General features: G+C 68.4%; 19 protein-coding genes. 8 read left to right on the top strand and 11 right to left on the bottom strand.

The window, feature by feature from the left end; translation table 11 throughout:
• Window positions 1-43: 43 nt before the first annotated feature.
• A complete protein-coding gene (locus ACZ50Q_RS22635) occupies window positions 44-1,033 on the bottom strand; it encodes an AraC family transcriptional regulator (protein ID WP_464079610.1) in 990 nt (329 codons plus the stop codon).
• Between the two features lie 166 nt (window positions 1,034-1,199).
• Between ACZ50Q_RS22635 and ACZ50Q_RS22630 the strand changes: the two genes are divergently transcribed.
• On the top strand, window positions 1,200-1,952 hold the full coding sequence (locus ACZ50Q_RS22630) for an SDR family oxidoreductase (RefSeq protein ID WP_464079609.1): 753 nt from the start codon (window positions 1,200-1,202) through the stop codon (window positions 1,950-1,952).
• Between the two features lie 9 nt (window positions 1,953-1,961).
• On the opposite strand, the gene ACZ50Q_RS22625 is transcribed toward ACZ50Q_RS22630, so the two are convergent.
• From ACZ50Q_RS22625 to ACZ50Q_RS22615, 3 genes are read right to left on the bottom strand one after another with little or no spacing between them, the layout of a single operon-like run.
• Window positions 1,962-3,044 (bottom strand): ABC transporter substrate-binding protein, encoded by a 1,083-nt coding sequence (locus tag ACZ50Q_RS22625; protein ID WP_464079608.1) that lies wholly within the window; start codon window positions 3,042-3,044, stop codon window positions 1,962-1,964.
• Window positions 3,037-4,461 carry a sensor histidine kinase N-terminal domain-containing protein gene (locus tag ACZ50Q_RS22620; RefSeq protein ID WP_464079607.1) on the bottom strand — a complete coding sequence of 475 codons (1,425 nt, stop codon included), beginning with the start codon at window positions 4,459-4,461 and terminating at the stop codon, window positions 3,037-3,039. Before ACZ50Q_RS22620 ends, ACZ50Q_RS22625 begins: the two co-directional genes overlap by 8 nt.
• A 10-nt stretch (window positions 4,462-4,471) precedes the next feature.
• The gene (locus tag ACZ50Q_RS22615) at window positions 4,472-5,176 is read right to left on the bottom strand and encodes a response regulator transcription factor (RefSeq protein ID WP_464079606.1); all 705 of its coding nucleotides are present in this window, start codon (window positions 5,174-5,176) and stop codon (window positions 4,472-4,474) included.
• A gap of 166 nt (window positions 5,177-5,342) precedes the next feature.
• On the opposite strand from ACZ50Q_RS22615, the gene ACZ50Q_RS22610 reads away from it, so the two are divergent.
• Window positions 5,343-6,680, top strand: a complete 1,338-nt coding sequence (locus ACZ50Q_RS22610) for a CitMHS family transporter (protein WP_092577582.1) — start codon at window positions 5,343-5,345, stop codon at window positions 6,678-6,680.
• 42 nt (window positions 6,681-6,722) lie between these two features.
• Complete coding sequence (locus tag ACZ50Q_RS22605) at window positions 6,723-7,463, top strand: SDR family oxidoreductase (protein ID WP_092577585.1); 741 nt, start codon at window positions 6,723-6,725, stop codon at window positions 7,461-7,463.
• Between the two features lie 49 nt (window positions 7,464-7,512).
• Here the strand turns inward: ACZ50Q_RS22605 and ACZ50Q_RS22600 are convergent, their stop codons facing one another.
• Both ACZ50Q_RS22600 and ACZ50Q_RS22595 read right to left on the bottom strand, forming a co-directional pair.
• Window positions 7,513-8,481 (bottom strand): tripartite tricarboxylate transporter substrate binding protein, encoded by a 969-nt coding sequence (locus ACZ50Q_RS22600; protein WP_464079605.1) that lies wholly within the window; start codon window positions 8,479-8,481, stop codon window positions 7,513-7,515.
• A 42-nt stretch (window positions 8,482-8,523) separates the two neighbouring features.
• Window positions 8,524-9,855, bottom strand: a complete 1,332-nt coding sequence (locus tag ACZ50Q_RS22595; protein WP_464079604.1) for an arylsulfatase — start codon at window positions 9,853-9,855, stop codon at window positions 8,524-8,526.
• Between the two features lie 122 nt (window positions 9,856-9,977).
• Here ACZ50Q_RS22595 and ACZ50Q_RS22590 point away from each other — a divergent pair, with 122 nt between their 5' ends.
• The gene (locus ACZ50Q_RS22590; protein WP_464079603.1) at window positions 9,978-10,880 is read left to right on the top strand and encodes a LysR family transcriptional regulator; all 903 of its coding nucleotides are present in this window, start codon (window positions 9,978-9,980) and stop codon (window positions 10,878-10,880) included.
• Window positions 10,881-10,892: 12 nt separating this feature from the next.
• On the opposite strand, the gene ACZ50Q_RS22585 is transcribed toward ACZ50Q_RS22590, so the two are convergent.
• The gene (locus ACZ50Q_RS22585; protein ID WP_464079602.1) at window positions 10,893-11,330 is read right to left on the bottom strand and encodes a hypothetical protein; all 438 of its coding nucleotides are present in this window, start codon (window positions 11,328-11,330) and stop codon (window positions 10,893-10,895) included.
• 444 nt (window positions 11,331-11,774) lie between these two features.
• Here ACZ50Q_RS22585 and ACZ50Q_RS22580 point away from each other — a divergent pair, with 444 nt between their 5' ends.
• Window positions 11,775-11,978, top strand: coding sequence for a cold-shock protein (locus ACZ50Q_RS22580; RefSeq protein WP_006223700.1), 204 nt, complete (start codon window positions 11,775-11,777; stop codon window positions 11,976-11,978).
• Between the two features lie 41 nt (window positions 11,979-12,019).
• Window positions 12,020-12,277 carry a hypothetical protein gene (locus ACZ50Q_RS22575; RefSeq protein ID WP_464079601.1) on the top strand — a complete coding sequence of 86 codons (258 nt, stop codon included), beginning with the start codon at window positions 12,020-12,022 and terminating at the stop codon, window positions 12,275-12,277.
• An 87-nt stretch (window positions 12,278-12,364) separates the two neighbouring features.
• On the opposite strand, the gene norR is transcribed toward ACZ50Q_RS22575, so the two are convergent.
• Window positions 12,365-13,894, bottom strand: coding sequence for a nitric oxide reductase transcriptional regulator NorR (norR, locus tag ACZ50Q_RS22570; protein WP_464079600.1), 1,530 nt, complete (start codon window positions 13,892-13,894; stop codon window positions 12,365-12,367).
• A gap of 151 nt (window positions 13,895-14,045) precedes the next feature.
• Here norR and ytfE point away from each other — a divergent pair, with 151 nt between their 5' ends.
• The gene (ytfE, locus tag ACZ50Q_RS22565) at window positions 14,046-14,717 is read left to right on the top strand and encodes an iron-sulfur cluster repair protein YtfE (RefSeq protein ID WP_464079599.1); all 672 of its coding nucleotides are present in this window, start codon (window positions 14,046-14,048) and stop codon (window positions 14,715-14,717) included.
• Window positions 14,718-14,935: 218 nt separating this feature from the next.
• On the top strand, window positions 14,936-15,853 hold the full coding sequence (locus ACZ50Q_RS22560) for a DUF808 domain-containing protein (RefSeq protein WP_464079598.1): 918 nt from the start codon (window positions 14,936-14,938) through the stop codon (window positions 15,851-15,853).
• A gap of 10 nt (window positions 15,854-15,863) precedes the next feature.
• On the opposite strand, the gene ACZ50Q_RS22555 is transcribed toward ACZ50Q_RS22560, so the two are convergent.
• Genes ACZ50Q_RS22555 through ACZ50Q_RS22545 form a run of 3 tightly spaced genes read right to left on the bottom strand, consistent with a single transcriptional unit; the run spans window position 15,864 to window position 21,612 of the window.
• Complete coding sequence (locus tag ACZ50Q_RS22555; RefSeq protein WP_464079597.1) at window positions 15,864-17,324, bottom strand: efflux transporter outer membrane subunit; 1,461 nt, start codon at window positions 17,322-17,324, stop codon at window positions 15,864-15,866.
• Between the two features lie 2 nt (window positions 17,325-17,326).
• Window positions 17,327-20,524 (bottom strand): efflux RND transporter permease subunit, encoded by a 3,198-nt coding sequence (locus tag ACZ50Q_RS22550; RefSeq protein ID WP_464079596.1) that lies wholly within the window; start codon window positions 20,522-20,524, stop codon window positions 17,327-17,329.
• Complete coding sequence (locus tag ACZ50Q_RS22545) at window positions 20,521-21,612, bottom strand: efflux RND transporter periplasmic adaptor subunit (protein WP_464079595.1); 1,092 nt, start codon at window positions 21,610-21,612, stop codon at window positions 20,521-20,523. The genes ACZ50Q_RS22550 and ACZ50Q_RS22545 overlap by 4 nt, the downstream gene beginning before the upstream one ends.
• Window positions 21,613-21,740: the final 128 nt, after the last annotated feature.

Genomic DNA, 21,740 nt, shown 5'->3' with positions numbered 1-21,740 from the left:
GAATGCTACACGATGCGGCGCAAGCCCTGGGCATCCGGCAATTTCAATGCGGGGCCGCGAACTCGCCGATGGCGACGGCGGGCGACAGCGCGAACGACGCCTTCATGTCGCGCACTTCCTCGACCGGCGCGCGGCCGAAGAAGCGCTTGAACTCGCGGCTGAATTGCGACGCGCTCTCGTAGCCCACGCGGGCCGAGGCCGACGCGGCGGTCAGGCCGTCGCGGATCATCATGAGCCTTGCCTGGTGCAGCCGCGTCGATTTGATGTACTGGATCGGCGAGGTCTGCGTGACCGCCTTGAAGTTGACGTGAAAGGCAGGAACGCTCATGCCGGCCTCTTGCGCCAGGTGCGTCACGTCCAGCGGCTGGGCGAAGTCGGTATGGATGCGGCGCAGCGCCCTGGCCACGCGCCCGAAGCGTCCCTGGTGCGCCAGCGCGGCGCGCAGCGCGCCGCCTTGCTCGCCGCTCAGGACGCGAAAGCCGATCTCGCGCACCAGCGCCGGGCCGAGGACCTGGGCATCGAGCGGACTGCACAGCGCGCGCAACAGGCGCACCGTGGCATCGGCCAGTTCGCCGGACAGCGGCGTGGACGCGATTCCCAGCGGCGCGTGATCGCGGGGGGCGCCCTCGCGGGGGCCGCCTTCGTGGGGGGCGCCCTCGCGCCGCGCGGCGTCGTGCGCGTCGATCGCCAGCGCCAGGTCCGCCACCGTGGCCAGGTCCAGCCGGATGGAGACGGCCAGCAGAGGCTCTTCCTTGCTGGCCTGCGTTTCCGTGGAGAAGGGCAGGGGCACGGACAGCACCAGGTAGTGCTGCGCGTCGTAGACATAGACCTCATCGCCCAGGAAGCCCAGCTTGCGGCCCTGGCACACGATGACGATGCCGGGTTCGTAAAGCACCGGCGTGCGGCCCAGCGGCCGGTCCGACCGCATGAAACGCACCCCGTCCAGCGCGGACAGGCTGTATCCCTCGTTGGGCGCCAGGCGCTCGACCAGGGCGATCATCTCTTGCGACAGCGGATTGGGCGGCAGTGTCATGGGGCCTCCGTGATTCGGTTTCCGGTTCCGGGCATTCTACCGGTCCGCGTCCCCGCAAAAAACGGCCTTCAATAGGAATGGGCAAGCGTGCGATAGGGCCGGGTATTCGCGCGAGGCGGCGCCGTCCTTAGCATTCCAGTCATGGTTTCAACTTAGGAGAACGACCATGACCACGACGCAATCCCAACAATCCCGTCAATCCAAAGTGGTGCTCATCACGGGCGCCAGCAGCGGCATCGGCGAGGCCACCGCGCGCCTGCTGGCCGCGCAGGGCCACCGCGTGTATGCGGGGGCGCGCCGCACCGACCGGCTGGAACGGCTGGTGCAAGAGATTCAGGCAAAGGGCGGCAAGGCGGCGTTTCGCGCGCTGGACGTCACCTCGGCCGGGGACATGCAGGCCTTTGTGCATGCCGCGGAAGCGGCCTACGGGCCGGTCGACGTGATCGTCAACAACGCCGGGGTGATGCCCCTGTCGCCCTTGTCCTCGCTGAAGGTGAACGAGTGGGACCGCATGATCGACGTGAACATCCGCGGCGTGCTGCACGGCATTGCCGCGGTGCTGCCCGGCATGGAAAGCCGGGGCCGGGGACAGGTGATCAACGTGTCGTCCATCGGCGGGCTGAGCGTGTCGCCGACGGCGGCGGTGTACTGCGCGACGAAGTTCGCGGTGCGCGCGATCTCGGACGGCCTGCGCCAGGAGACCGACAAGATCCGCGTGACGGTCGTCTGCCCGGGCGTGGTCGAGTCAGAGCTGGCGGACACCATCACCGATGACACCGCGCGCGTGGCGATGCAGGAATTCCGCCGCGTGGCGCTGCACCCGGACGCCATCGCCCGCGCCATTGCCTATGCCATCGATCAGCCCGACGACGTGGACGTCAGCGAAGTGGTGGTGCGGCCGACGGCCAGCCCGTATTGAAGGGCGGCGTCAGCGCGGCGGCAGGATCGCCGCGCGCCACAGGTCCAGAAAGTGGCGCTTTTTCAGCGGGTCCAGGTACACCAGCAGGCCGACGCCCAGCGCCATGGGCCGCACGCCGGCCGCGGGCACGACCGAAGCGCTGACCGGCCGCATGCCGGAGACCCGCGCCAGCGTTTCCTGGCCACGCGCGGACAGCAGATAGTCGAGAAACAGCGCGCCCAGGTCGCCGCGCGGCGCCTGCCGCGGAATGATGGCCGAGCGCGACAGCATCAGCGTGTAATCCTGCGGATAGATGATCGCGAGCGGCGCGCCCTGGTCGATGCGATGCCGGGTATAGGATTCCAGCAGGTTGTAGGCCAGCGTGACGTCGCCGCTTTCCAGCTTGTCCAGCGCATGTTCGGTGGACGCGTGGAGCGTCACGCCGTTGCGTCCGAAGGCGGCAAGGAGCGCGCCCGCCATGCTGTCCAGGCGCGTGTCCTGCGTGGCGGCCAGGTAGCCGATGCCGCTGCCTTGGACGTCGTAGGTGGAGATCCGTCCGGCCAGCGGCTGGTCGGGCGCCTGCAGCAGCGACAGCAGTTCGCGGCGGGTGTGCGGCGCGCGGGCGGCGTCGAGCCTGCGCGTGTCGTAGACCATGACGATGGGATCGGTGCCGATGCTGAACACTTCGTCGCGCCAGTTGGCCCAGCCGGGCAGGGACCGCGTCTGCGGCGACACGTGGGGACGCGCATAGCCGTCGTTGACGAGCTTGGTCTGCAGGTCCATGGCGCTGCTGATGACGAGGTCCGGCCCGGACGGCACGCCGGGCGCCTTCGCGGCGCGGTCCACGGCGTCGTTGTAGAGATCCTGCGTGGACAGTTCGGTGTATTCCAGCCGCACGGACGGGTTCAGGCGGCTGAACTCTTCCAGCACGCCCCGAAACACCTCCACGCTGTTGGACGCATGCACGACCAGCACATCGCTGCTGTCGGCGGGACCCAGCACCAGGCCGCCGTCGCTCACTTGCGCGGCGTGGGCCGTGGGCGCCAGTGCCATCGCCACCGCCAGCGCGGCGCTGGCGGCCAGGACGCGCAGGAAGGACAGGACGCTACGCATGGCCGGCGCTCGCAGGCAGGGTGATGACGGCGTCCAGGCCGCCGCCCACGCGGTTGCTCAGGCTGAGGCTGCCGCCGTGGATGTCGACCACCCGCTTGATGATGGACAGGCCCAGGCCGGCGCCGGGAGAGCGGGGATCGGGACCCCGCGCAAAGCGCTCGAACGCGGTGTTGGCCAGCGCGGGCGGGATGCCCGGGCCCTGGTCGGACACCATGATGCGCCAGCCGCCGTCGTGGCGGTCCAGCCGGACGTCGATGTGGCCCGCGTCGTTGGCGCCGTGGCGCAAGGCGTTGTCGATGAGGTTCTTGAAGGCCTCGCGCAGCATCAGGCTGTCGCCCGGCACGCGCGGGGCGTCGCCGGCGCCGGCGGGCGGCAGGTGCAGGCGGACGTCGGGCTGCGGGTCGGCCTGCGGCACGGTGTCGTACACGGCCTGGCTCAGCAGCTCGGCCAGGTCGACGGGGTGGAACTGCCTGACGTTGCTGCGATGGATGACGCTGGCGTCGCTGAGCAGCTGGTTGACCAGGCGCGAGAGTTTTTCGGCGTTGCGCAGCACGGCCAGCAGGCTGCGGCGCTGCTCGGCCGGATCGTCCTCGTCCAGCGCCACCTCCATCTGCGCATGCAGCGCGGCCAGCGGCGTGCGGAGCTGGTGCGCGGCTTCCGCGATGAACAGGCGCAGCGTGTCCAGGTTCTCGGACAGCCGGGCCATGAAGCCGTCCAGCGCGTGCACCAGCATGTCCAGTTCCTCGGGCACGGGCGCGGCGATGGGATGCAGGTCGGACGCGCTGCGCCCGGCCAGCTCGCGCTCGACGCGCCGGATCGGCGCCAGGGAGCGCCGCAGGCCCCAGTACGCCAGCGCCAGCGCGGCGGCGGCAAATCCGATGAGCGCCAGCGTGCCCTGCCACAGGATGCGCCGGGCCAGCGCATTGCGCGCCTCGCGCGTCTGGGCGACCTGGATGATCGCGGTTTCGGTCTCGCGCGGGCCGGCGATCTTGCGTTCCATCCAGGCGATGCGCACGGGCTCGCCGCGGTAGGTGGCGGCGTATAGCTGCGGGGTGCTGGCGTCGCCCTGGCCGCGCGCGGGCGGCGCAGGCAGGTCGCCGTATCCCGAGATGAGCGCGCCGCCGCCGGCGGCGACGCGGTAGAAGACGCGGTCGCGCGGCGCCTGTTCCAGCAGCGCGAGCGCCGCATACGGCATGTCCATCTGCCAGGCGTCCTGCACCAGTTGCAGGCTGTCGGCGATCGACAGCGCGGAGGCGCGCAGAAGCTGGTCGTAGGTGGTGTCGGCCGTCTGGTTGGCGTAGCCGCGCACCAGCAGGAAGATCGCGCCCAGGCCCACCGCGAACAGCGCCAGCAGCACCGTCAGCAGGCGGCGGCGGATGGAAATGCGGCGGGGAGGCGGGGTGCGCGGCCGGTCCATGCGTCGGCGCCTAGGCGCGCGGCGTGGCGGCCGGATCCCCATCCGCGCCGCCCGTCGCCGTCAGCAGGTAGCCCGTCCCGCGTTGGGTCTCGATGCGCAGGGGCGACCCTTCCAGCTTTCGGCGCAGCCGGGCGATATAGACCTCGATGGCGTTGGGCGCGGCATCGTCGTCGAAGGCGAACAGCTTGTTCGCGATTTCCGTCTTGCTGACGGCGCGGTTCATGCCGGCGAGCAGGATTTCCAGCAGGCTGAATTCGCGCTTGGGCAGGTCGATGCGCCGGCCGGCCAGCGTCACCTGGCGCGCCGCGCTGTCGATCACCAGGTCGCCGAAGCGCAGGGTGCCGGCAGCCTGCGGGCTGGGACGGCGCAGCAGGGCGCGGCAGCGGGCTTCCAGCTCGCGGAAGTCGAAGGGCTTGGCCAGGTAGTCGTCCGCGCCGGTATCCAGGGCGTGGACGCGGTCTTCGATGTCGATGCGCGCGGTCAGCGCCAGCACCGGCGTCTTGCTGCCGCGGTCGCGCAGCCGGTGCAGGATGTCGAAGCCCGACATGCGGGGCAGGCCGATGTCCAGGATGACGAGGTCGAAGGTCTCGTATTGCAGGACGCCGTCGGCGCTCAGGCCGTCGCTTTGGCAGTCGACCGCATGGCCGAGACGGCGCAGCCGGCGCACGAGTGCGTCGGCCAGATCCTCATCGTCTTCGATCACCAGGATGCGCATGCGGCGATTGTCGCATGGTGGACTGCCCCCACCCACGCCGCCCACGCATCTGCGCAGCCAACAAAAAGCGACAGGTTCCAGACAGCTTTTCTTCCTAGCCTTGCGGTCTTGCTTCCCAGGCCGGAGGCACGCACACATAACAACGACTAGCTGGAGATAACCCCTCATGCTTCTGACCCTGCTTGGCTTCGGCATGGTGATCACGTTCATGACGCTGATCATGACCAAGCGCCTGTCGCCTCTCGTCGCGCTTATCCTCGTCCCCATTATCTTTGCCCTGCTGGGCGGCTTCGGCGCCGGCATCGACAAGATGATGCTGGACGGCATCCGCAAGATCGCGCCCACGGGCGTGATGCTGATGTTCGCCATCCTGTACTTCGGCGTGATGATCGACGCCGGGCTGTTCGACCCGATCGTCGGCCGCATCCTGCGCGCGGTGAAGGGCGATCCGCTGAAGATCGTGGTGGGCACGACGGTGCTGGCGCTGGTGATCTCGCTGGACGGGGATGGATCGACCACGTACATGATCGTGGTGGCGTCGATGCTGCCGCTGTACCGGCGCCTGAAGATGAACGCGCTGTCCATGACCTGCCTGGCGATGCTGGCCAGCGGCGTCATGAACCTGACGCCGTGGGGCGGGCCGACCGCGCGCGCCGCCAGCGCCTTGCACGTGGACGCGGGCGACATCTTCGTGCCGCTGGTGCCGGTGATGGGCGTGTCCATCGTCGCCATCCTGGTCCTGGCGTTCTTTCTTGGCCTGCGCGAGCGTCGCCGGCTGGGCGTGCTGTCCCTGCCCGAGGGCGCGTCGCTGCATGCCGGCTACGACGAGGACGGCCCCAAGAACCTGCCCGAGATCGAAGTCGATCACGACCTGCGCCGCCCCAAGCTGCTGTGGGTGAATGCCGGCCTGACGCTGGCGCTGATGGTAAGCCTGGTGCTGGGCGTGCTGCCGCTGCCGGTGCTGTTCATGATCGCGTTCGCGGTGGCGCTGATCATCAACTACCCGAACCTGGCCGAGCAGCGCCGCCGCGTGGCGCAACATGCGGGCAATGTGCTGTCGGTCGTGTCGCTGATCTTCGCGGCGGGCATCTTCACCGGCATCCTGTCGGGCACCGGCATGGTCGAGGCCATGTCGCGCAGCCTGCTCGCCGTGATCCCGGACGCGCTGGGCCCGTATCTCGCGGGCATCACCGCGCTGGTCAGCCTGCCGTTCACCTTCTTCATGTCGAACGACGCCTTCTACTTCGGCGTGCTGCCCATCCTGAGCGAAGCCGCTCAGGGCTACGGGATTACGCCCGTCGAGATGGCGCGCGCCTCGCTCATCGGCCAGCCGGTGCATCTGCTCAGCCCGCTCGTGCCGTCCACCTATCTGCTGGTCGGCCTGGCCGGCGTGGAATTCGGCGATCACCAGCGCTATGCGCTGAAGTGGGCCACGATGGTTTGCCTGGTCATGCTGGCGGCCGCCCTGGCGTTCGGCCTGTTCCCGCTGGTGGGCGCCGCCTGATCTCCCGCGGCGCCAGCCGCACGACTTTCAAAAGGAAGAACCATGGCTTTGCGCATTGCCTACGTCACCAGCGGCATGGGCCACACGGGCACCGCGATCTGCCAGGCGCTGCATCGCGCCGGGCATCGCGTGGTCGCGGGCTGCGGGCCGCGCTCGTCCCGCAAGGACCACTGGCTCAAGGAGCAGAAGTCGCTGGGCTACGACTTCATCGCCTCGGAAGGCGACGCCACCGACTGGGCCTCCACCGAGGCCGCGTTCGCCAAGGTGCGGCGCGAGGTCGGCGAGATCGACGTGCTGGTCAACAACGCCGGCTCCATGCTGGACATGCGCTTTCGGCAGATGACCCACGCCGACTGGTCCGCGGTCCTGCGCAGCAACCTGGACACGCTGTTCAACAGCACCAAGCAGGTGGTCGACCGCATGGCGGACCGCGGCTGGGGGCGCATCATCAACATCGGGTCGGTCGCGGCTGAGAAGGGCCAGATCGGCCAGATCAACTTCGCCACGGCCAAGGGCGCGGTCATCGGCTTTACGCGGTCACTGGCCCAGGAGGTCGCGGCGCGCGGCGTGACGGTGAACCTGGTCTCGCCGGGCTTCATTGCCGACGACACCGTCCGGGCCTTCCCGCCTGCATTGCTGGACCGCATCGTGGAAAGCGTCCCGGTCGGCAGGCTGGGCACGGCCCAGGACCTCGCCGGGCTGTGCGTGTGGCTGGCGTCGGACGATGCGGCGTTCGTCACGGGCGCCAACTACGCGATCAACGGCGGCGTGTACATGAGCTGAACCCAAGAGCTGAACCCAAGCGCTGAACCCAAGCGCTGAGCCGCGCCGTTCAGTTCGCCAGCTTCACCGCGCCGCTGTCGATCAATGCCTTCCATTTGGCGTTGTCGGCCTGGATGAATTTCATCAGGTCTTCCCGCGATCCGCCGCCCGCCAGCATGCCGGCGTTGTCCACCGCGGCCTTGAATTCGGGCGTTGCGACGGCGGCGCGCAGCGCGGCGTTGATCGGTTCGAGCTGTTCGCCGGTTATCGCGTTGCTGGCCGCCACCGAGAACCATTGGGTGGCGGCGTAGCCTTTGAATCCCGATTCCGCCACGGTCGGCACGGCGGGCAGGCTGTCCAGGCGATAGGGCGTCGTGACCGCGTAGGCCTTCAAGGCGCCGGCCTTGATCTGCGGCATCACCGGCGCGGAGCCCAGGATGGCCAGCGGAATCTGCCCGCCCGCCACGTCCGCCACCGCTTGTCCGCCGCCCTTGTACGGCACGTGCACGATGCGGGTTCCGGCGTACTGGTTCAGGAGTTCGCCCGCCAGGTTCTGCGAGGTGCCGTTGCCGGAGCTGCCATAGCTCCAGGCTTCCGGCCTGCGCTTCGCGTCGGCCAGCACCTCCTGGAGGCTGTCCTTGGCGTCGCGGGCCGGGCCGACGATCACCATGGGGCCTTGCGCCATCAGCATCACGGGCGCCAGTTCGCGGCCGATCTCGGGTTGCGGCGTGGGATAGATCAGCGGTCCCGGCACGGTGATGAGATAGCCGTCGGCGGGCTTGCTGCGCGCCACCAGTTGCAGGGCGATCGCGCCGGATGCGCCCGGACGGTTTTCCACGATGACGTTCAGGCCGGTCTTGCGCGCCAGTTCCTGCGCGGCGATGCGCGTCAGTACGTCCGCGGTGCCGCCGGGCACGAAGCCCACGACCCAGGTGATCTGCTTGGCCGGCCAATCCTGCTTGCCGTCGGCCGCGCCGGCCGCGGCGGCGGGCAGTGCAAGCGCCAGGACCAGCGCGCCGCATGGGATAGCGAATTTCATGTTTTCCCCTTGATTTCTGCTATCGAGTGAACCGCCACGGCGTCAACTGGGGTCCAGTTTTCCGGGCGGGGTGTTCGGATGCGCGGCGCAGGACTGGTTGAAGGCCTGCACCATTTTCAGGATGGGCCCCAGCACCCACGTATTGAAGATGAGGACATCGCTTTCCTCCTTGGGGTCCTGCTTCACGTTGAAGAGATAGGGCGATTCCAGCTTGCCCTTGCCCTCGTTGACCTCGGGCTCCCAGTAGAAGTGCAGCTTCCAGTCGCGCCATTTGACGGCGCGCAGGTCGTTCTTGATGTAGAACAGAAAGCCCTCCCGCAGCGACGTCGCGCTGGCCCCCGTGAAGAAATCGGTCTGGTCGACGCCGTCGATGGGACGGTCCTGCGGAATCTCCGCGCCGCCGATGCGCGACAGCGTGGTGTACAGGTCGGTGACGTGGACCATTTCGTTGGACACCTGGCCGGGCTGCACGCGGCCAGGCCAGCGGATGATGAAAGGCACGCGCAGGCTGCCTTCCATGGCGGTGTGGTACGTGCCGCTCCAGGGGCCGGCGGTGCCCCGGTAGGGCCTGCGGTACTCGGGGCCGTTGTCGCTGCAGAAGATGAACACGGTGTCGTCGCGCAGGTCCAGCGCATCCACGGCCTGCACGATCTGGCCGACCCGGTGGTCCATTTCGACCATCGAATCCGCGAAGTCCCCCGCGCCGGTGCGCCCGGCAAAGTCGGGATGGGGCAGGGTCGGAAAGTGCAGGTGCACCAGGGGCAGATACAGGAAGAACGGACGCGCGGCCTGGGCGTTCCTGCGCATGAAGCCGATGGACCGGTCCACCAGTTCCGCGTCGATGCCGCGGCGCGTGTCCAGGTCGTAGACCTTGACGTTTTCCGACGGTCCGCCCGCCTGGCCCTGCATGATGTGCGGGATATCGGCCACCGCCGGATCGAAACCCACCGATGCGGTGAACTGGCTTTCGTCGGTGGTGCGCGGGATGCCATACCACTCGTCGAAGCCGCGGTCCGACGGGTAGCGCCCGGGCACGTCGCCCAGATGCCATTTGCCGAAGTGCGCGGTGGCGTAGCCCTGGCCCGACAGTTGCTGGGCCAGCGTGATCTCGTCGCGCGTGAGCCCCTGCGGCAGGCCCGGCGGCACGGATTGCAGGCAGCCGGTGCGGATCGGATGCCGCCCGCTCATCAGCGCCGAGCGCGTGGGCACGCAGTCGCTTTCCACGTTGAAGTTCTGCAGCAGCAGGCCTTCGGTGGCCAGGCGGTCGATGTGGGGCGTGGGCGCGCCGCGCAGGGCGCCGCCGCCGTAGCAGCCGAGTTCCCCCCACCCCAGGTTGTCGGCCACGATCAAGACGATATTGGGCTTCTTGTCCAACTGCGGTTCCCCCTTTTTTCCATGTCCTGCGCCGTTGCGAATGCTCGGGTTGATCCCAGGATTCTAGGAGGGGAGGGGGAACATAAAATTCCCAATACGGAGCTTATGGATAACCAAGAGTTATGAATCTGTCGTTGCGGGACATCGAATACTTCCTGGCTGCGGTCGAGCATGGCAACCTGGACCGCGCGGCGGCTTCGTGCGGCGTGAGCCAGCCCGCGCTGTCGAAGTCGCTGCAGCGGCTGGAGGCCGACACGGGCCTGGGGCTGCTGGACCGCAGCCGCCGCGGACTGCGCCTGACGTCGTCGGGGCTCGTGTTCCTGGAACACGCAAGAAAGCTCTGGGCGGAATACCGGGATGCGGTGCGGCACGCGACCGAATTGCGCGTGGGGCAGGCGGGGCTGCTGCGCGTGGGCGTGACGGGCGCTACGGTCGACAGTGTGGCGATGCCAGCGATGCGCCGCCTGCTGCCGCGGCGTCCCGCGCTGCGGGTGCAATTGACGCAGGGCCTGTCGGATGATTTGAACGAGCAGGTCGCCAGCGGCGCGCTCGACCTGGCGGTGACGCCCATCTACGCCGACGTGCCCGTGACGTTGCACCAGGAATTGATCGTCGAGGACCGGCTGTGCGTGGCCGCCAGCCGCCGGCATCCGCTGACCGCGCGGCGCAAGCTGGCGTTGCGCGACCTGGCGGACCTGCGGTGGATTCTGCCCAAGCCCTCATCCATCGCGCGCAATGCGCTGGACGCGCGTTACGCGGAAAACGGCCTGCCGCTGCCGGCGGCCGCGCTCGAAGTGGAGCATTTCTCCAAGGGCACGCTGGAGCTGCTGGCGCATTCCGACCTGGTGGCGCTGTTGCCGCAAAGCGCGCTGGCGGCCGCCAGGGATGTGGTGGCGCTGCCGGTGGCGCTGGGGCCGCCGCTGCCGCGTTCGATCGCGCTGATCTCGCGGCAAGGCACGACCTGGTCGCCGCTGATGAACGAGTTCCGGCGCGCCATCCTGGATACCGCGGCGGATATGGCCTGAGCCGGGCCGCGCCTAGCGACCCAGTTTCATCGACACGTCCGTATGCGTGCCGCGATCGAGGTCCGCGCCCATCGGCTGGTCCCATTCGGGCAGGCTGAGCAGTTCCTTGCAGACTTCGCCGGCTTCGATGCGCCGTGCGATGTCGTCCAGCAACTGCGTGCGCGTGGCAAAGCCCTTGCCCTGCAGATCGCGCGCGAAGAGGCGATAGGTCAGGTTGGGTTCGGCGCCTTTCATCACGCCCAGGTTCAGGATGTGGCCACGTTCGTCGCGCATCAGCAGATGGCCGGGACGGGCGTAGATGCGGTAGATGCGCCACGGCGATGAAATCGCGGCGTGGACGGCGCGGGGCTCGCGCTTGGGTTCACCGCCGCCCGGGGGCGGAGGCGCCGAAGGAAGCCGTTTGACGCACGCGTTTGCGAATCGGGCGATGGACCTTCCGATGGCGCTCAAAGCGCGGCTGCCATCAGCCCGTGGGCATCGAGGAAAACGAGGACTTGCGGCATGCGCTTGCGCGGTATGGCCATGTTGGAACTCCTGTATGGCGATACGGCGAGGCGACGCGCGTTCAAGCACCACGCGTCGAGCATACGCCCTTTATGCGCCGGCACGGTGCAAAAGACCGATTGGTTACGCATTTAGCGCAATCAGGCTCGAAAACTCGCGCATTGCATCGGAAAGCCGCGGAAAACGCGCGCATCGGGGCATTGGGGTGGTATTTGGAAACGCCGGTTGACATTACCCCGGCCTGCACCCATAGTGAGTTTGAAGCTTTTCGAGCATCGTGATTTTCGTCCGGTCTTGCACCCTTTGCGGGGCGCTTCATTGTTCGCGGTCCTTTCCTTGACTGGCTCATTTCGCGGGGCAACCCGCAGCCCGCAGTCAAAGGAAAAAATCATGGAAACCGGAATTGTGAAGTGGTTCAACGATGCCAAGGGTTTTGGCTTCATCATGCCCGAAAATGGCGGCAAGGATTTGTTCGCGCATTTCTCGGAAATCGTCAGCGACGGCCATAAGGTGCTACTCGAAAACCAGCGTGTCAGCTACGTGACCGCGCAGGGCGCCAAGGGTCCTCACGCCACCCAGATCCGCGCGCTGTGATCAAAAGGCCGCAAGGCCTTTTGATCCGTATTGGAGGTCACATGCTTCATAACAACATGGTCTACAAGGGATACCGCCTTACCGCGCGCGTCTCCCGCGCTGATGCCGCAAGCGGCAGCCAGCCAGCCTTTACCGCCACCGTCGCCGTGGAACTCGCGGGCGACCAGGACAGGCTCGGCGAGCCTCACCTCGTGCCGCTGTTCGTCTCGGGCGGCGTGGTTTCCAGCCCCGGCATGGCGGTGGATGCCGCGATCCAGCACGGACGCAGCGTGGTCGATGCGCATGCACGGCCGGTTTAAGCCCGCTTTTTGCCCGTTTTTGCCTGTTTTTGCCCGGTCAATCCCGATTGACTGAACCGGCCCGCGAGCGCGGGCCGTGCCTTCGCCTCAGGGCTTCAGGCCCAGCCGCCGCGCCAGCTTGTGCAGGTTGCTGGCATCCACCTCCAGCGCCCGCGCCGCCATGGCCCAGTTGCCCTGGTTGGCGTCCAGCGTCCGCCGGATGACCTGCCGCTGGCAGGCGTCCACCGCGTCGCGCAGCGACTGCGCGGGCCCGGCCGGCGCGCACGCATCCGCCGCTTCGCTTTCCACGGCAAGCGGCATATCGCCATCGGACAGGTCCAGCAGCTTGGCGCCCAGCGTCACGATTTCGTTGCGGCTGGCGCCGTGGCTGACCGCCTTGATCGCGGCGCGGCTGATGACGTGTTCAAGTTCTCGCACATTGCCGGGCCAGCGGTATCGGCGCAGCATTTCCTCGGCTTCGGGCGACAGCCGCAGGCTGCGCAGGCCGAGCCGCGCGCGGTTCAGTTCCAGATAGCGGCCGGCCAGCAGCAGCACGTCGTTGCCGCGGTCGCGCAATGGCGGAATCGGAATCGGATAGACCGACAGCCGGTGGTAGAGATCGGCGCGGAAATCGCCCGCGCGCACCAGGTCGCGCAGGCTGCGGTTGGTGGCCGCCACGATGCGCACGTCCACCGTGCGTGGACGGTCGTCGCCCAGCCGCTGGATCTCGCCGTTCTGCAAGGTGCGCAGCAGCTTGGCCTGCACCAGCAGCGGCAGCTCGCCCACTTCGTCCAGGAACAACGTGCCGCCATTGGCGGCCTCGAAACGGCCCGGACGGTCGGCGACGGCGCCTGAAAACGCGCCTTTCGCATGGCCGAACAGTTCGCTTTCGGCCAGGGACTCGGGCAGCGCGGCGCAGTTCACATGGATCAGCGGCCGGTCGCGGCGGCGTGACAGCGCGTGCACCCGGCGCGCGAACAGCTCCTTGCCGACGCCAGTCTCGCCCAGCAGCAGGATGGGCAGTTCGGAGTCGGCGACGACCGCGATCTCGTGCAGCAGCCGTTCGATTGATTCGCTCTGGCCCAGGATCTCGCTGCCGGCGGGCGCGGCGCTGTCCGCCGGCGCCTGCCCGCGCGCCCCGCGCAGGGCGCGGATTTCAGCCTCCAGGCGGGTGGTGCGCAACGCGGCCTCCAGCAGCACGATGTAGTCGCGCAGGTCGGCCTGGGCGTCCATGTCGAAAGTGCCGACCTCCAGCGCGTCCAGTGTCAGCACGCCCCAGGTCTTGCCTTCGACGTGCAGGCTGGTGCCCATGCAGTCGTGCACCGGCAGCGGCTCGCCCGCCATGCCGTTGATGAGGCCATCGTACGGGTCGGGCAGGGTGCTGTCGTGATGGAAACAGGTGACGCCGCGGCGTGCAAGGATGGCCGCGAGCCGCGGGTGCTGCTGCACCGCGAAGCGGCGGCCCAGCGCGTCCTGCGTCAGGCCGTCCACCGCAATGGGGCGCAGGTGGTCTTCTTCAAGCTGCAGCAAGGCCACGGCGCCGCAGCGGAAATGGGTGCGCAGGCTGGAGACCAGGCGCTGCAGGCGGATGGCGGGGGGCAGGTCCGCGACCAGGTCGGCAAGCAGGAGGTTTTGCATGGGTGGATTCTACCGTCGCTGGGTGAATGAAACCCTGGTTATCAATGGTGAAATTCACCCTTTAATTTGCAGGTGATTGATAAATCGCAAGTTTTTCCTGGCACGGTTTTCGCATGGGTAGATGCACCGTCATGATCAATGGAGAGACGCGATGAGCATGGTTGAGCAATCCCTGGGGCAGTTGGCCCGCAGCATTCCGGGCGCCACGCAGGTGTTTCATGAATTCGAGCTGGACTTCTGCTGTGGCGGCAAGAAGAGCCTGGCCGAGGCGGCCGCCCAGCGTTCGCTGGATCCGGCCACGATCGAAGCGCGCCTGATGGCCCTGGCGCAAAACCCCTCGCAGGAGACGGACTGGAGCCAGGCCTTGCCGGCCGAACTGGTCGACCACATCCTGGCGCGCTATCACGAGGTCCATCGCCAGCAACTGCCCGAACTGATCCGCCTGGCGCTGAAGGTCGAGCAGGTCCACGCCGACAGCCCGGATTGCCCGGCCGGCCTGGCCGACCACCTGCGCACCATGCAGCAGGAACTGGAAAGCCATATGCAGAAGGAGGAACAGGTGCTGTTTCCGATGCTGGCGCGCGGTCACGGGGCCATGGCGACCATGCCGATCATGGTGATGCGCATGGAGCACGACGACCACGGCGTCGCGCTGGAACGCCTGCTGGCGCTGACCAACAACGTGACGCTGCCGCGCGCGGCCTGCAATACGTGGCGCGCGCTGTACCTGGGCATTCGGCAATTCAAGGAAGACCTGATGGCGCACATCCATCTGGAAAACAACATCCTCTTCGACAACGCAGCCGCGCGCGCGCAGGCCTAGCGGCCTGCCGGTCCTCGGGCGCCACGCCCTCAAGGGCGCGGCGTAGCCCGGCATGCGCTTGGGCGTCCACCGGACGGTGCCTGCGCTCGGTGCTGGCGGGATAGCGGCCCAGGAAGTTGCCTGCCCTGCGGTCGCGGGCCGGACGCACGGGCGGGGGCGTGAATCCGCCGCCCGCCGCCTGTACACTCGGAACACCTTACAGGGGAGAGGGGGTTTCGATGGCCGGAAGCAGTTTCTTTGCGTTGTTCGACGATATCGCCACCATCCTGGATGACGTTTCCGTGATGACCAAGGTGGCGGCCAAGAAAACCGCGGGCGTGCTGGGCGACGACCTGGCGCTCAATGCCCAGCAGGTCACCGGCGTACCAGTCAACCGCGAACTGCCCGTGGTCTGGGCGGTGGCCAAAGGCTCCTTCATCAACAAGCTGATCCTGGTGCCCGCGGCGCTGCTGATCAGCGCGTTCGCGCCCTGGGCCATCACCCCGCTCCTGATGCTCGGCGGCGCGTTTCTCTGCTATGAAGGCGTCGAGAAACTGGCGCACAAGTACCTGTCGCACGGCGAATCCCCCGAAGGCCACCACGCCGCGCGCGCCGAGGCGCTGCAGAACCAGTCGGTCGACATGGTCGCGTTTGAGAAGACCAAGATCAAGGGCGCGGTGCGCACCGACTTCATCCTGTCGGCAGAAATCATCGTCATCAGCCTGGGGGCCGTGGCCGGCGCTGACTTCACGCGGCAGGTCGCAGTGCTGTCGATCATTGCCATCGGGATGACGGTCGGCGTCTACGGCCTGGTCGCCGGCATCGTCAAGCTGGACGACCTGGGGCTGTACCTGAGCCAGAAATCGTCGCGCGCGCTGGCGTGGCTGGGCGAGCGCATCGTGGGCGCCGCGCCTTACCTGATGAAGACGCTATCCGTGGTGGGCACGGCCGCCATGTTCATGGTCGGGGGCGCCATCCTGACCCACGGCATCCCGCCGGTGCATGCGGTCATCGAACACGCCGCCGCCGCGGTCGGCGGGGGCGGCGTCGTGCACGCGCTGGTGTCCACCTTGCTCAACGCCCTGTTCGGCATCGTGGCGGGGGCCGTGGTGCTGGGCGTGGTGAACCTCGCCAAGCGCCTTTTCAAGAAGGGCTGACGCCGGGGCGCTACGGCTTCTGGGGGGCGCTGGCGGGCGAGCCCATGGCCTGGAACAGCGCCGCCGTTTCCGTCATGCGGTTGTTGGCGTACTCCAGTTCGCGCAGGCGGGCCGCCACGTAGTGCTGTTCGGCGGCGTATTCGGTGTAGGGCGCCAGGGCGCCCAGCCGCACGCGCTTGGCCGTATTCCGATAGGACTGCTCCGCGGCCAGGCGCGAGGCTTCGGCCGACGCCAGCGACTGCCCGCCGGCTTCCAGGCGCGACAGGGTGTCGGCTACGTCGCGAAACGCCGTCAGCACGGTCTGCTTGTACTGCAGGACAGCTGCTTCGTACCGGTCCCTCGCCGCGTTGCGCTCTGCCAGCAGCGCGCCGCCATGGAAGATGGGCTGGGTCAGCGATGCCCCGATGGCCCAGATGGCGCCGGCCCCGGACAGCGCGTCCCCCCACGCAAAGCCGCCCTTGCCCATGGACGCCGACAGCGACAGGCTGGGAAAGAGCTGCGCGGTCGCCAGCCCCACGTCGGCCGCGGCGGCCTGCACCACGGCCTCGGCCACCTGGATGTCGGGCCGCGCGGCCAGCAGTTCCGAGGGCACCACCACCGGCACCGCGTCCGGCACGGCTAGCGCGTCGAAGGCGAGGTCCGGCGGCGCCTGGTCCGGGCTGCGCCCCAGCAGCACGGCCAGCGCGTGGCGCGTGGCATGCCACTGCGCGCGCAGTCCCGGCAGCGCCGCCTCCAGCGTGGCGGCGTCCTGGTCCGCATCCAGCGCGTCGTTCTGCGAGGCCGACCCCAGCTCGTACCGGCGCTGCGTGTCGCGCGCCACCTGGCGCAGCAACACCACCTGCTTTTCCGTTAGCGCCACGCGCTCGGCCAAAGAGGCCGAGGTGATGGCGCCGGTGACGATATTGGCCGCCAGCGAACGCCGCGCGGCTTCCAGCTGGTAGGCCTGCTGCTCGACCTGCGCCGCCAGCGAGGTATTGGCAAAGCGCGCCGCGCCGAACAGGTCCAGGTCATACGTGGCCTGGATCTGGCCGGTAAAGACGTTGTAGAGCGCCGTGGGTTCGGGCAGTTCAGGCATCGTCACCGCGCGATTGCGCGTGGCGCTGGCGCCCGCGTCCACGGACGGCAGCAACGACGAATTGACCTGTCCGCGCAATTGTTCGCGCGCCCCGGCCAGATTGCGCTCGGCCGCGGCCAGGTCGGGACTGTTGGCCAGGCCTTCCTCGACCAGCGCATCGAGCGCGGCGGAACCATAGCGTTTCCACCATTGCGGCACGGGGTGCGCCCCGCGCTCGAAACGCTGCGCGACGCCCTGCGCGGCCGCGCCGGCGGGGGGCACGGCCTGCACGCCGTACTGCGCGGGCGGCGTCACCTCGGGCGGCTTGCTGTCCGGTGCGAAGGCGCATGCGCCCAGCATCAGCACCAGCGGCAGGACGGTGAATCGACGGCTTGCGCGGGTGAAATCCATGGTCATGATCAGGCTCCTCGCTCCGCCGTGTCGCCCGCGTTGGCGCCGGGCGGCACGCCTTCGGGTTCGTCGCGTTCGTCGTGCCGCACGCGGAACCAGGCGGCATACAGCGCGGGCAGGAAGAACAGCGTCAGCACCGTGGCGCTGGTGATGCCGCCCATCAGGGCGGTCGCCATGGGGCCGAAGAAGTTGCTGCGCAGCAGGGGTATCAGCGCCAGCACCGCCGCGGCGGCCGTCAGCGTGATCGGCCGGAAGCGCCGGACGGTGGCGCCGACGATCGCGTCCACGCGCTTGTGGCCCGCGCGGATGTCCTGTTCGATCTGGTCCACCAGGATGACCGAATTGCGCATGATGATGCCGAACATGGCGATCACGCCCAGCATCGCGACAAAGCCGAAGGGCTTGCCGAACAGCAGCAGCGCGGCCACCACGCCGATCAGTCCCAGCGGCGCCGTCAGCACCACCATCAGGACGCGCGCGAAACTCTGCAGCTGCACCATCAGCAGCGTCAGCACCGCCACCACCATCAAGGGCATCTGCGCATTGATGGACGACTGGCCCTTGCCGCTTTCCTCCACCGGTCCGCCGACCTCGATGCGAAAGCCCACTGGCAGCTCGGCGCGCAGCGCGTCCAGCTTTTTGTCGATGGCGTGCGTGACGTCGATGCCTTGCGCGCCGGCGGTCACGTCGGCCTGCACGGTAATCGTGGGCTGGCGGTCGCGTTCCCAGATGACGCCGTATTCAAGCCCGTAGCGCACCTGCCCCAGGCTGCCCAGCGGCACCGGGCCATTGGCGGTGGGCATGGCCAGCGTGGCGAGGCGGGCCGGGTCGATCCGCTCTTCGCGCGGGGCGCGCAGGCTGACGTTGATCAACTTGTCGCGTTCGCGGTATTGCGTCACGGTGTAGCCCGACAGCGTCATCGCCAGGAAGTCGGCGATGTCGGCCGAGCTGATGCCCAGTTCGCGCGCTTTCTGCTGGTCGACCTCGAAGCGCACCGAGCGCTCGGATGGCTCGTCCCAGTCGAACTGCACGTTGGCCGAGCGCGGGTCGGCGCGCACCTGGGCCGCCACCTTCTCGGCCACCGCGCGCACCTCGGGAATCTTGTCGCCGCTGACCCGGAACTGCACCTGATAGCCGACCGGCGGTCCGTTTTCCAGCCGCGACAGGCGGCTGCGGAAGGCGGAGAAGTCGCTGCGCAGCATCGGCTCCAGCCACTGCGCGAGCTTCTCGCGATCTTCCACCGAGTGCGTGGTGATGACGAGCTGGGCGAAGTTGGGCGTGGCAAGCTGCTGGTCCAGCGGCAGGTAGAAGCGCGGTGCGCCGGTGCCGACGAAGCTCACCGAATGCGCGATCTCGGGCCGGCCTTCCAGGGCTTTTTCCAGGCGCTCGACCTGCCGCAATGTCGCGGCGAACGACGCGCCCTCCTGCAGGCGCACGTCCACCAGCAGTTCGCTGCGGTCTGAGCTGGGAAAGAACTGCTGCGGAACGAAGCGGAACCCGGCCATCGCTACGGCGAACACCAGCACGGTGCCGGCCAGCACGAGATAGCGGCGGTCCACGCACCACGCGACCCAGCCGCGCAGGCGCTGGTAGAACCGGGTGTCGTAGATGTCGTGCTCGTGGTCGTGGGGCAGGTGCGCCTCGCGCTTGCGCTCGGGCAGCAGGCGATAGCCCAGCAGCGGGATCAGCACCACCGCGGCGAACCACGACGTGATCAGCGCGATGGCGGACACCTGGAAGATCGAGCGCGTGTATTCGCCCGTGCTGGACTTGGCCAACGCAATGGGCAGGAAGCCCGCCACCGTGACGAGGGTGCCGGTCAGCATGGGAAAGGCGGTGCTGGTGTAGGCATAGGCCGCGGCGCGCGTGCGGTTCCAGCCCTGCTCCAGCTTCACCGCCATCATCTCGACGGCGATGATGGCGTCGTCGACCAGCAGGCCCAGCGCCAGCACCAGCGTGCCCAGCGAGACCTTGTGCAGGCCGATGCCGAACATCTCCATGAAGAGCGCCGTGATGGCCAGCACCACCGGGATGGAAATCACCACCACCATGCCGGTGCGCAGCCCCAGCGACACCAGGCTCACCGCCAGCACGATGGCCACGGCTTCCGCCACGGAGCGCAGGAATTCATCAACCGAATGCGACACGGCCGTAGGCATGCTGGAGACTTCGTCCAGCGTCAGGCCCGCGGGTAACTGGGCCTGCAGTTCCTTGAACTTCACGTCCAGCGACTTGCCCAGGCGCACCACGTCCTGGCCGGGCTGCATGGTGATGCCGATGCCCAGCACGGTCTTGCCGCCAAAGCGCATCTGCTGCGTCGGCGGATCGTCGTAGCCGCGGCGGATCGTGGCGATGTCGCCCAGCCGGATGGACTTGTCGTTGACGCGGATCAGCGTGTCCGCCAGCGCACGGCTGTTGGCGAACTGGCCGGTGGGCCGCACGAAGATGCGGTCGTCCGCCGTGGTCAGCGTGCCAGCGCCCTGCACGGCGTTCTGGCTGTTGATCGCCTGCGCGATCTGCTGCGGCGACACGCCCAGCCGGGTGAGCTGGGTGTTGGTGATTTCGATGTAGATGTGCTCGGGCTGGTCGCCGAAGTAATCCACCTTGGCCACGCCCGGCACGCGCAGCAGCACCGTGCGCAGCTTGTCCGCGTAGTCGTGCAACTGCGCCGGGGAGAACCCGTCGCCCTGCAGGGTGTAGATGTTGGTATAGACGTCGCCGAACTCGTCATTGAAGAACGGGCCCTGCACGCCCTGGGGCAGCGTGGCCCGGATGTCGCCGACCTTCTTGCGCACCTGGTACCACTGATCGGCCACGGTGCTGGCGGGCGCCGAGTCCTTCATCGTGTAGAAGATCAGCGATTCGCCGGGCCGCGAGTAGCTGCGCAGGAAGTCCGTGTTGGCGGTCTCCTGGAGCTTCCTGCCGATGCGGTCGGTGACCTGTTCCTGCACCTGCTGCGCGGTGGCGCCGGGCCAGAGGGTCTGGATGACCATGACGCGGAAGGTGAAGGGCGGGTCCTCGGACTGGGCCAGCCGCGAATACGACAGCACGCCGAACAGCGTGACGAGCGTGATGATGAAGATCACCAGCGGCTGGTGCCGCAAGGCCCAGGCCGACAGGTTGAAGCTGCCTTCCTCGTGACGGTGGGCGTCGTGCCCCGCGTCTTGCACCGCGTCTTGACCGGCGTCCTGGCCGGGGGCGCTCATGATGCGAAGTCCTCGGGATGCAGCGGCGGCACCGCGCGCACCTTTTCGCCGGCCGACACGGTGTGCACGCCTTGCCACACCACGCGCTCGCCTGCCTGCAAGCCCGCCGACAGGGTTATGGTGCGCGCGTCGTAGCGCAGCACCTGCACCCGCCGCAGCTCCAGCGTGTCGGCGTCGGGCTTGACGATCCAGATCGCCGGCTCGCGCCCGTCATGGAAAAGGGCCGTGGCCGGCACGGTGTAGGTCGCCTGGCCGTTGGCCGAGCGATTGTCGAAACTGATGTTGGCGGTCATGCCCAGGCGCACCTCGGGCGTGGGCGACTCCAGCGTGAGCTTGGCGCGGTAGGTGCGGCTTTGCGGGTCGGCCGCCGGCGCGATCTCGCGCAGCACGGCCGTGAACGTCTGGCCGGGCAGCGGCCCCAGCGTGACGGCGGCGCGCTGGCCGATGGCCAGGCTGGCCAGCAGGTTTTCGGGCACGTCGCACAGCGCGTCGATGTCGCCCGACCACGCAAGCTGATAGACGGGCGTGCCGGCCGCCACGTTCTGCCCGGTGTCGGCCTCTTCGGCGGTGATGACGCCGGCGTGGTCGGTCTGGAGCGTCGTGTACTTGAGCTGGTCCGCCGCCAGCGCCGCTTCCTGCGCGGCCTGGTCCCGCTGCGCGAGCGCCGAGGCATAGGCGTTGCGGGTCTGCTCGAGCTGGGTGGCGGCGATCAGGTTCTCGCGCGCCTGGGCCCGGTCGCGGTCCAGTTGCTGGCGGGCGTAGTCAAGCTGGTGCTGCGCGGCGGACAGCGCCGCGCGCGCGGCGGCGGCATTCTTGGCGGCGTCCGCCGGATCCAGCCGGGCCACCACCTGTCCGGGCTTGACCGTGTCGCCCAGCCGGACCTGCCGCTCGATGATCTTGCCGCCCACGCGGAACGACAGCGGTGTGCTGTAGCGGGCCTGGACTTCGCCGGGCAGCGTCCACGCGGGCAGGGCCGCGTCGGCCTGCGCCGGCATGGCGACCACCGGGCGCGGCGCGGGGGCGGATGCCTGTTCGCGGCCGCATCCGCTCACGGCGGCCGCCAGCGCCACCAGCGCGGACAGGGCCATCAGCCGTGTCCGCCGGCGGGACGGGGCGGGGGAAAGGGGCGGCGCTGCATCAGCAACGGCGTCGCGCGCAATGGAGCGCGCGCACGGGCCAGGACAATTCACAAAACACCTCGCGGCGCGGAACGGCG

The organism is Achromobacter sp. T5-5 (assembly GCF_055397965.1).
Note: the sequence above shows the minus strand (reverse complement) of the source record. Positions and strands in the feature narration are given on the sequence as shown.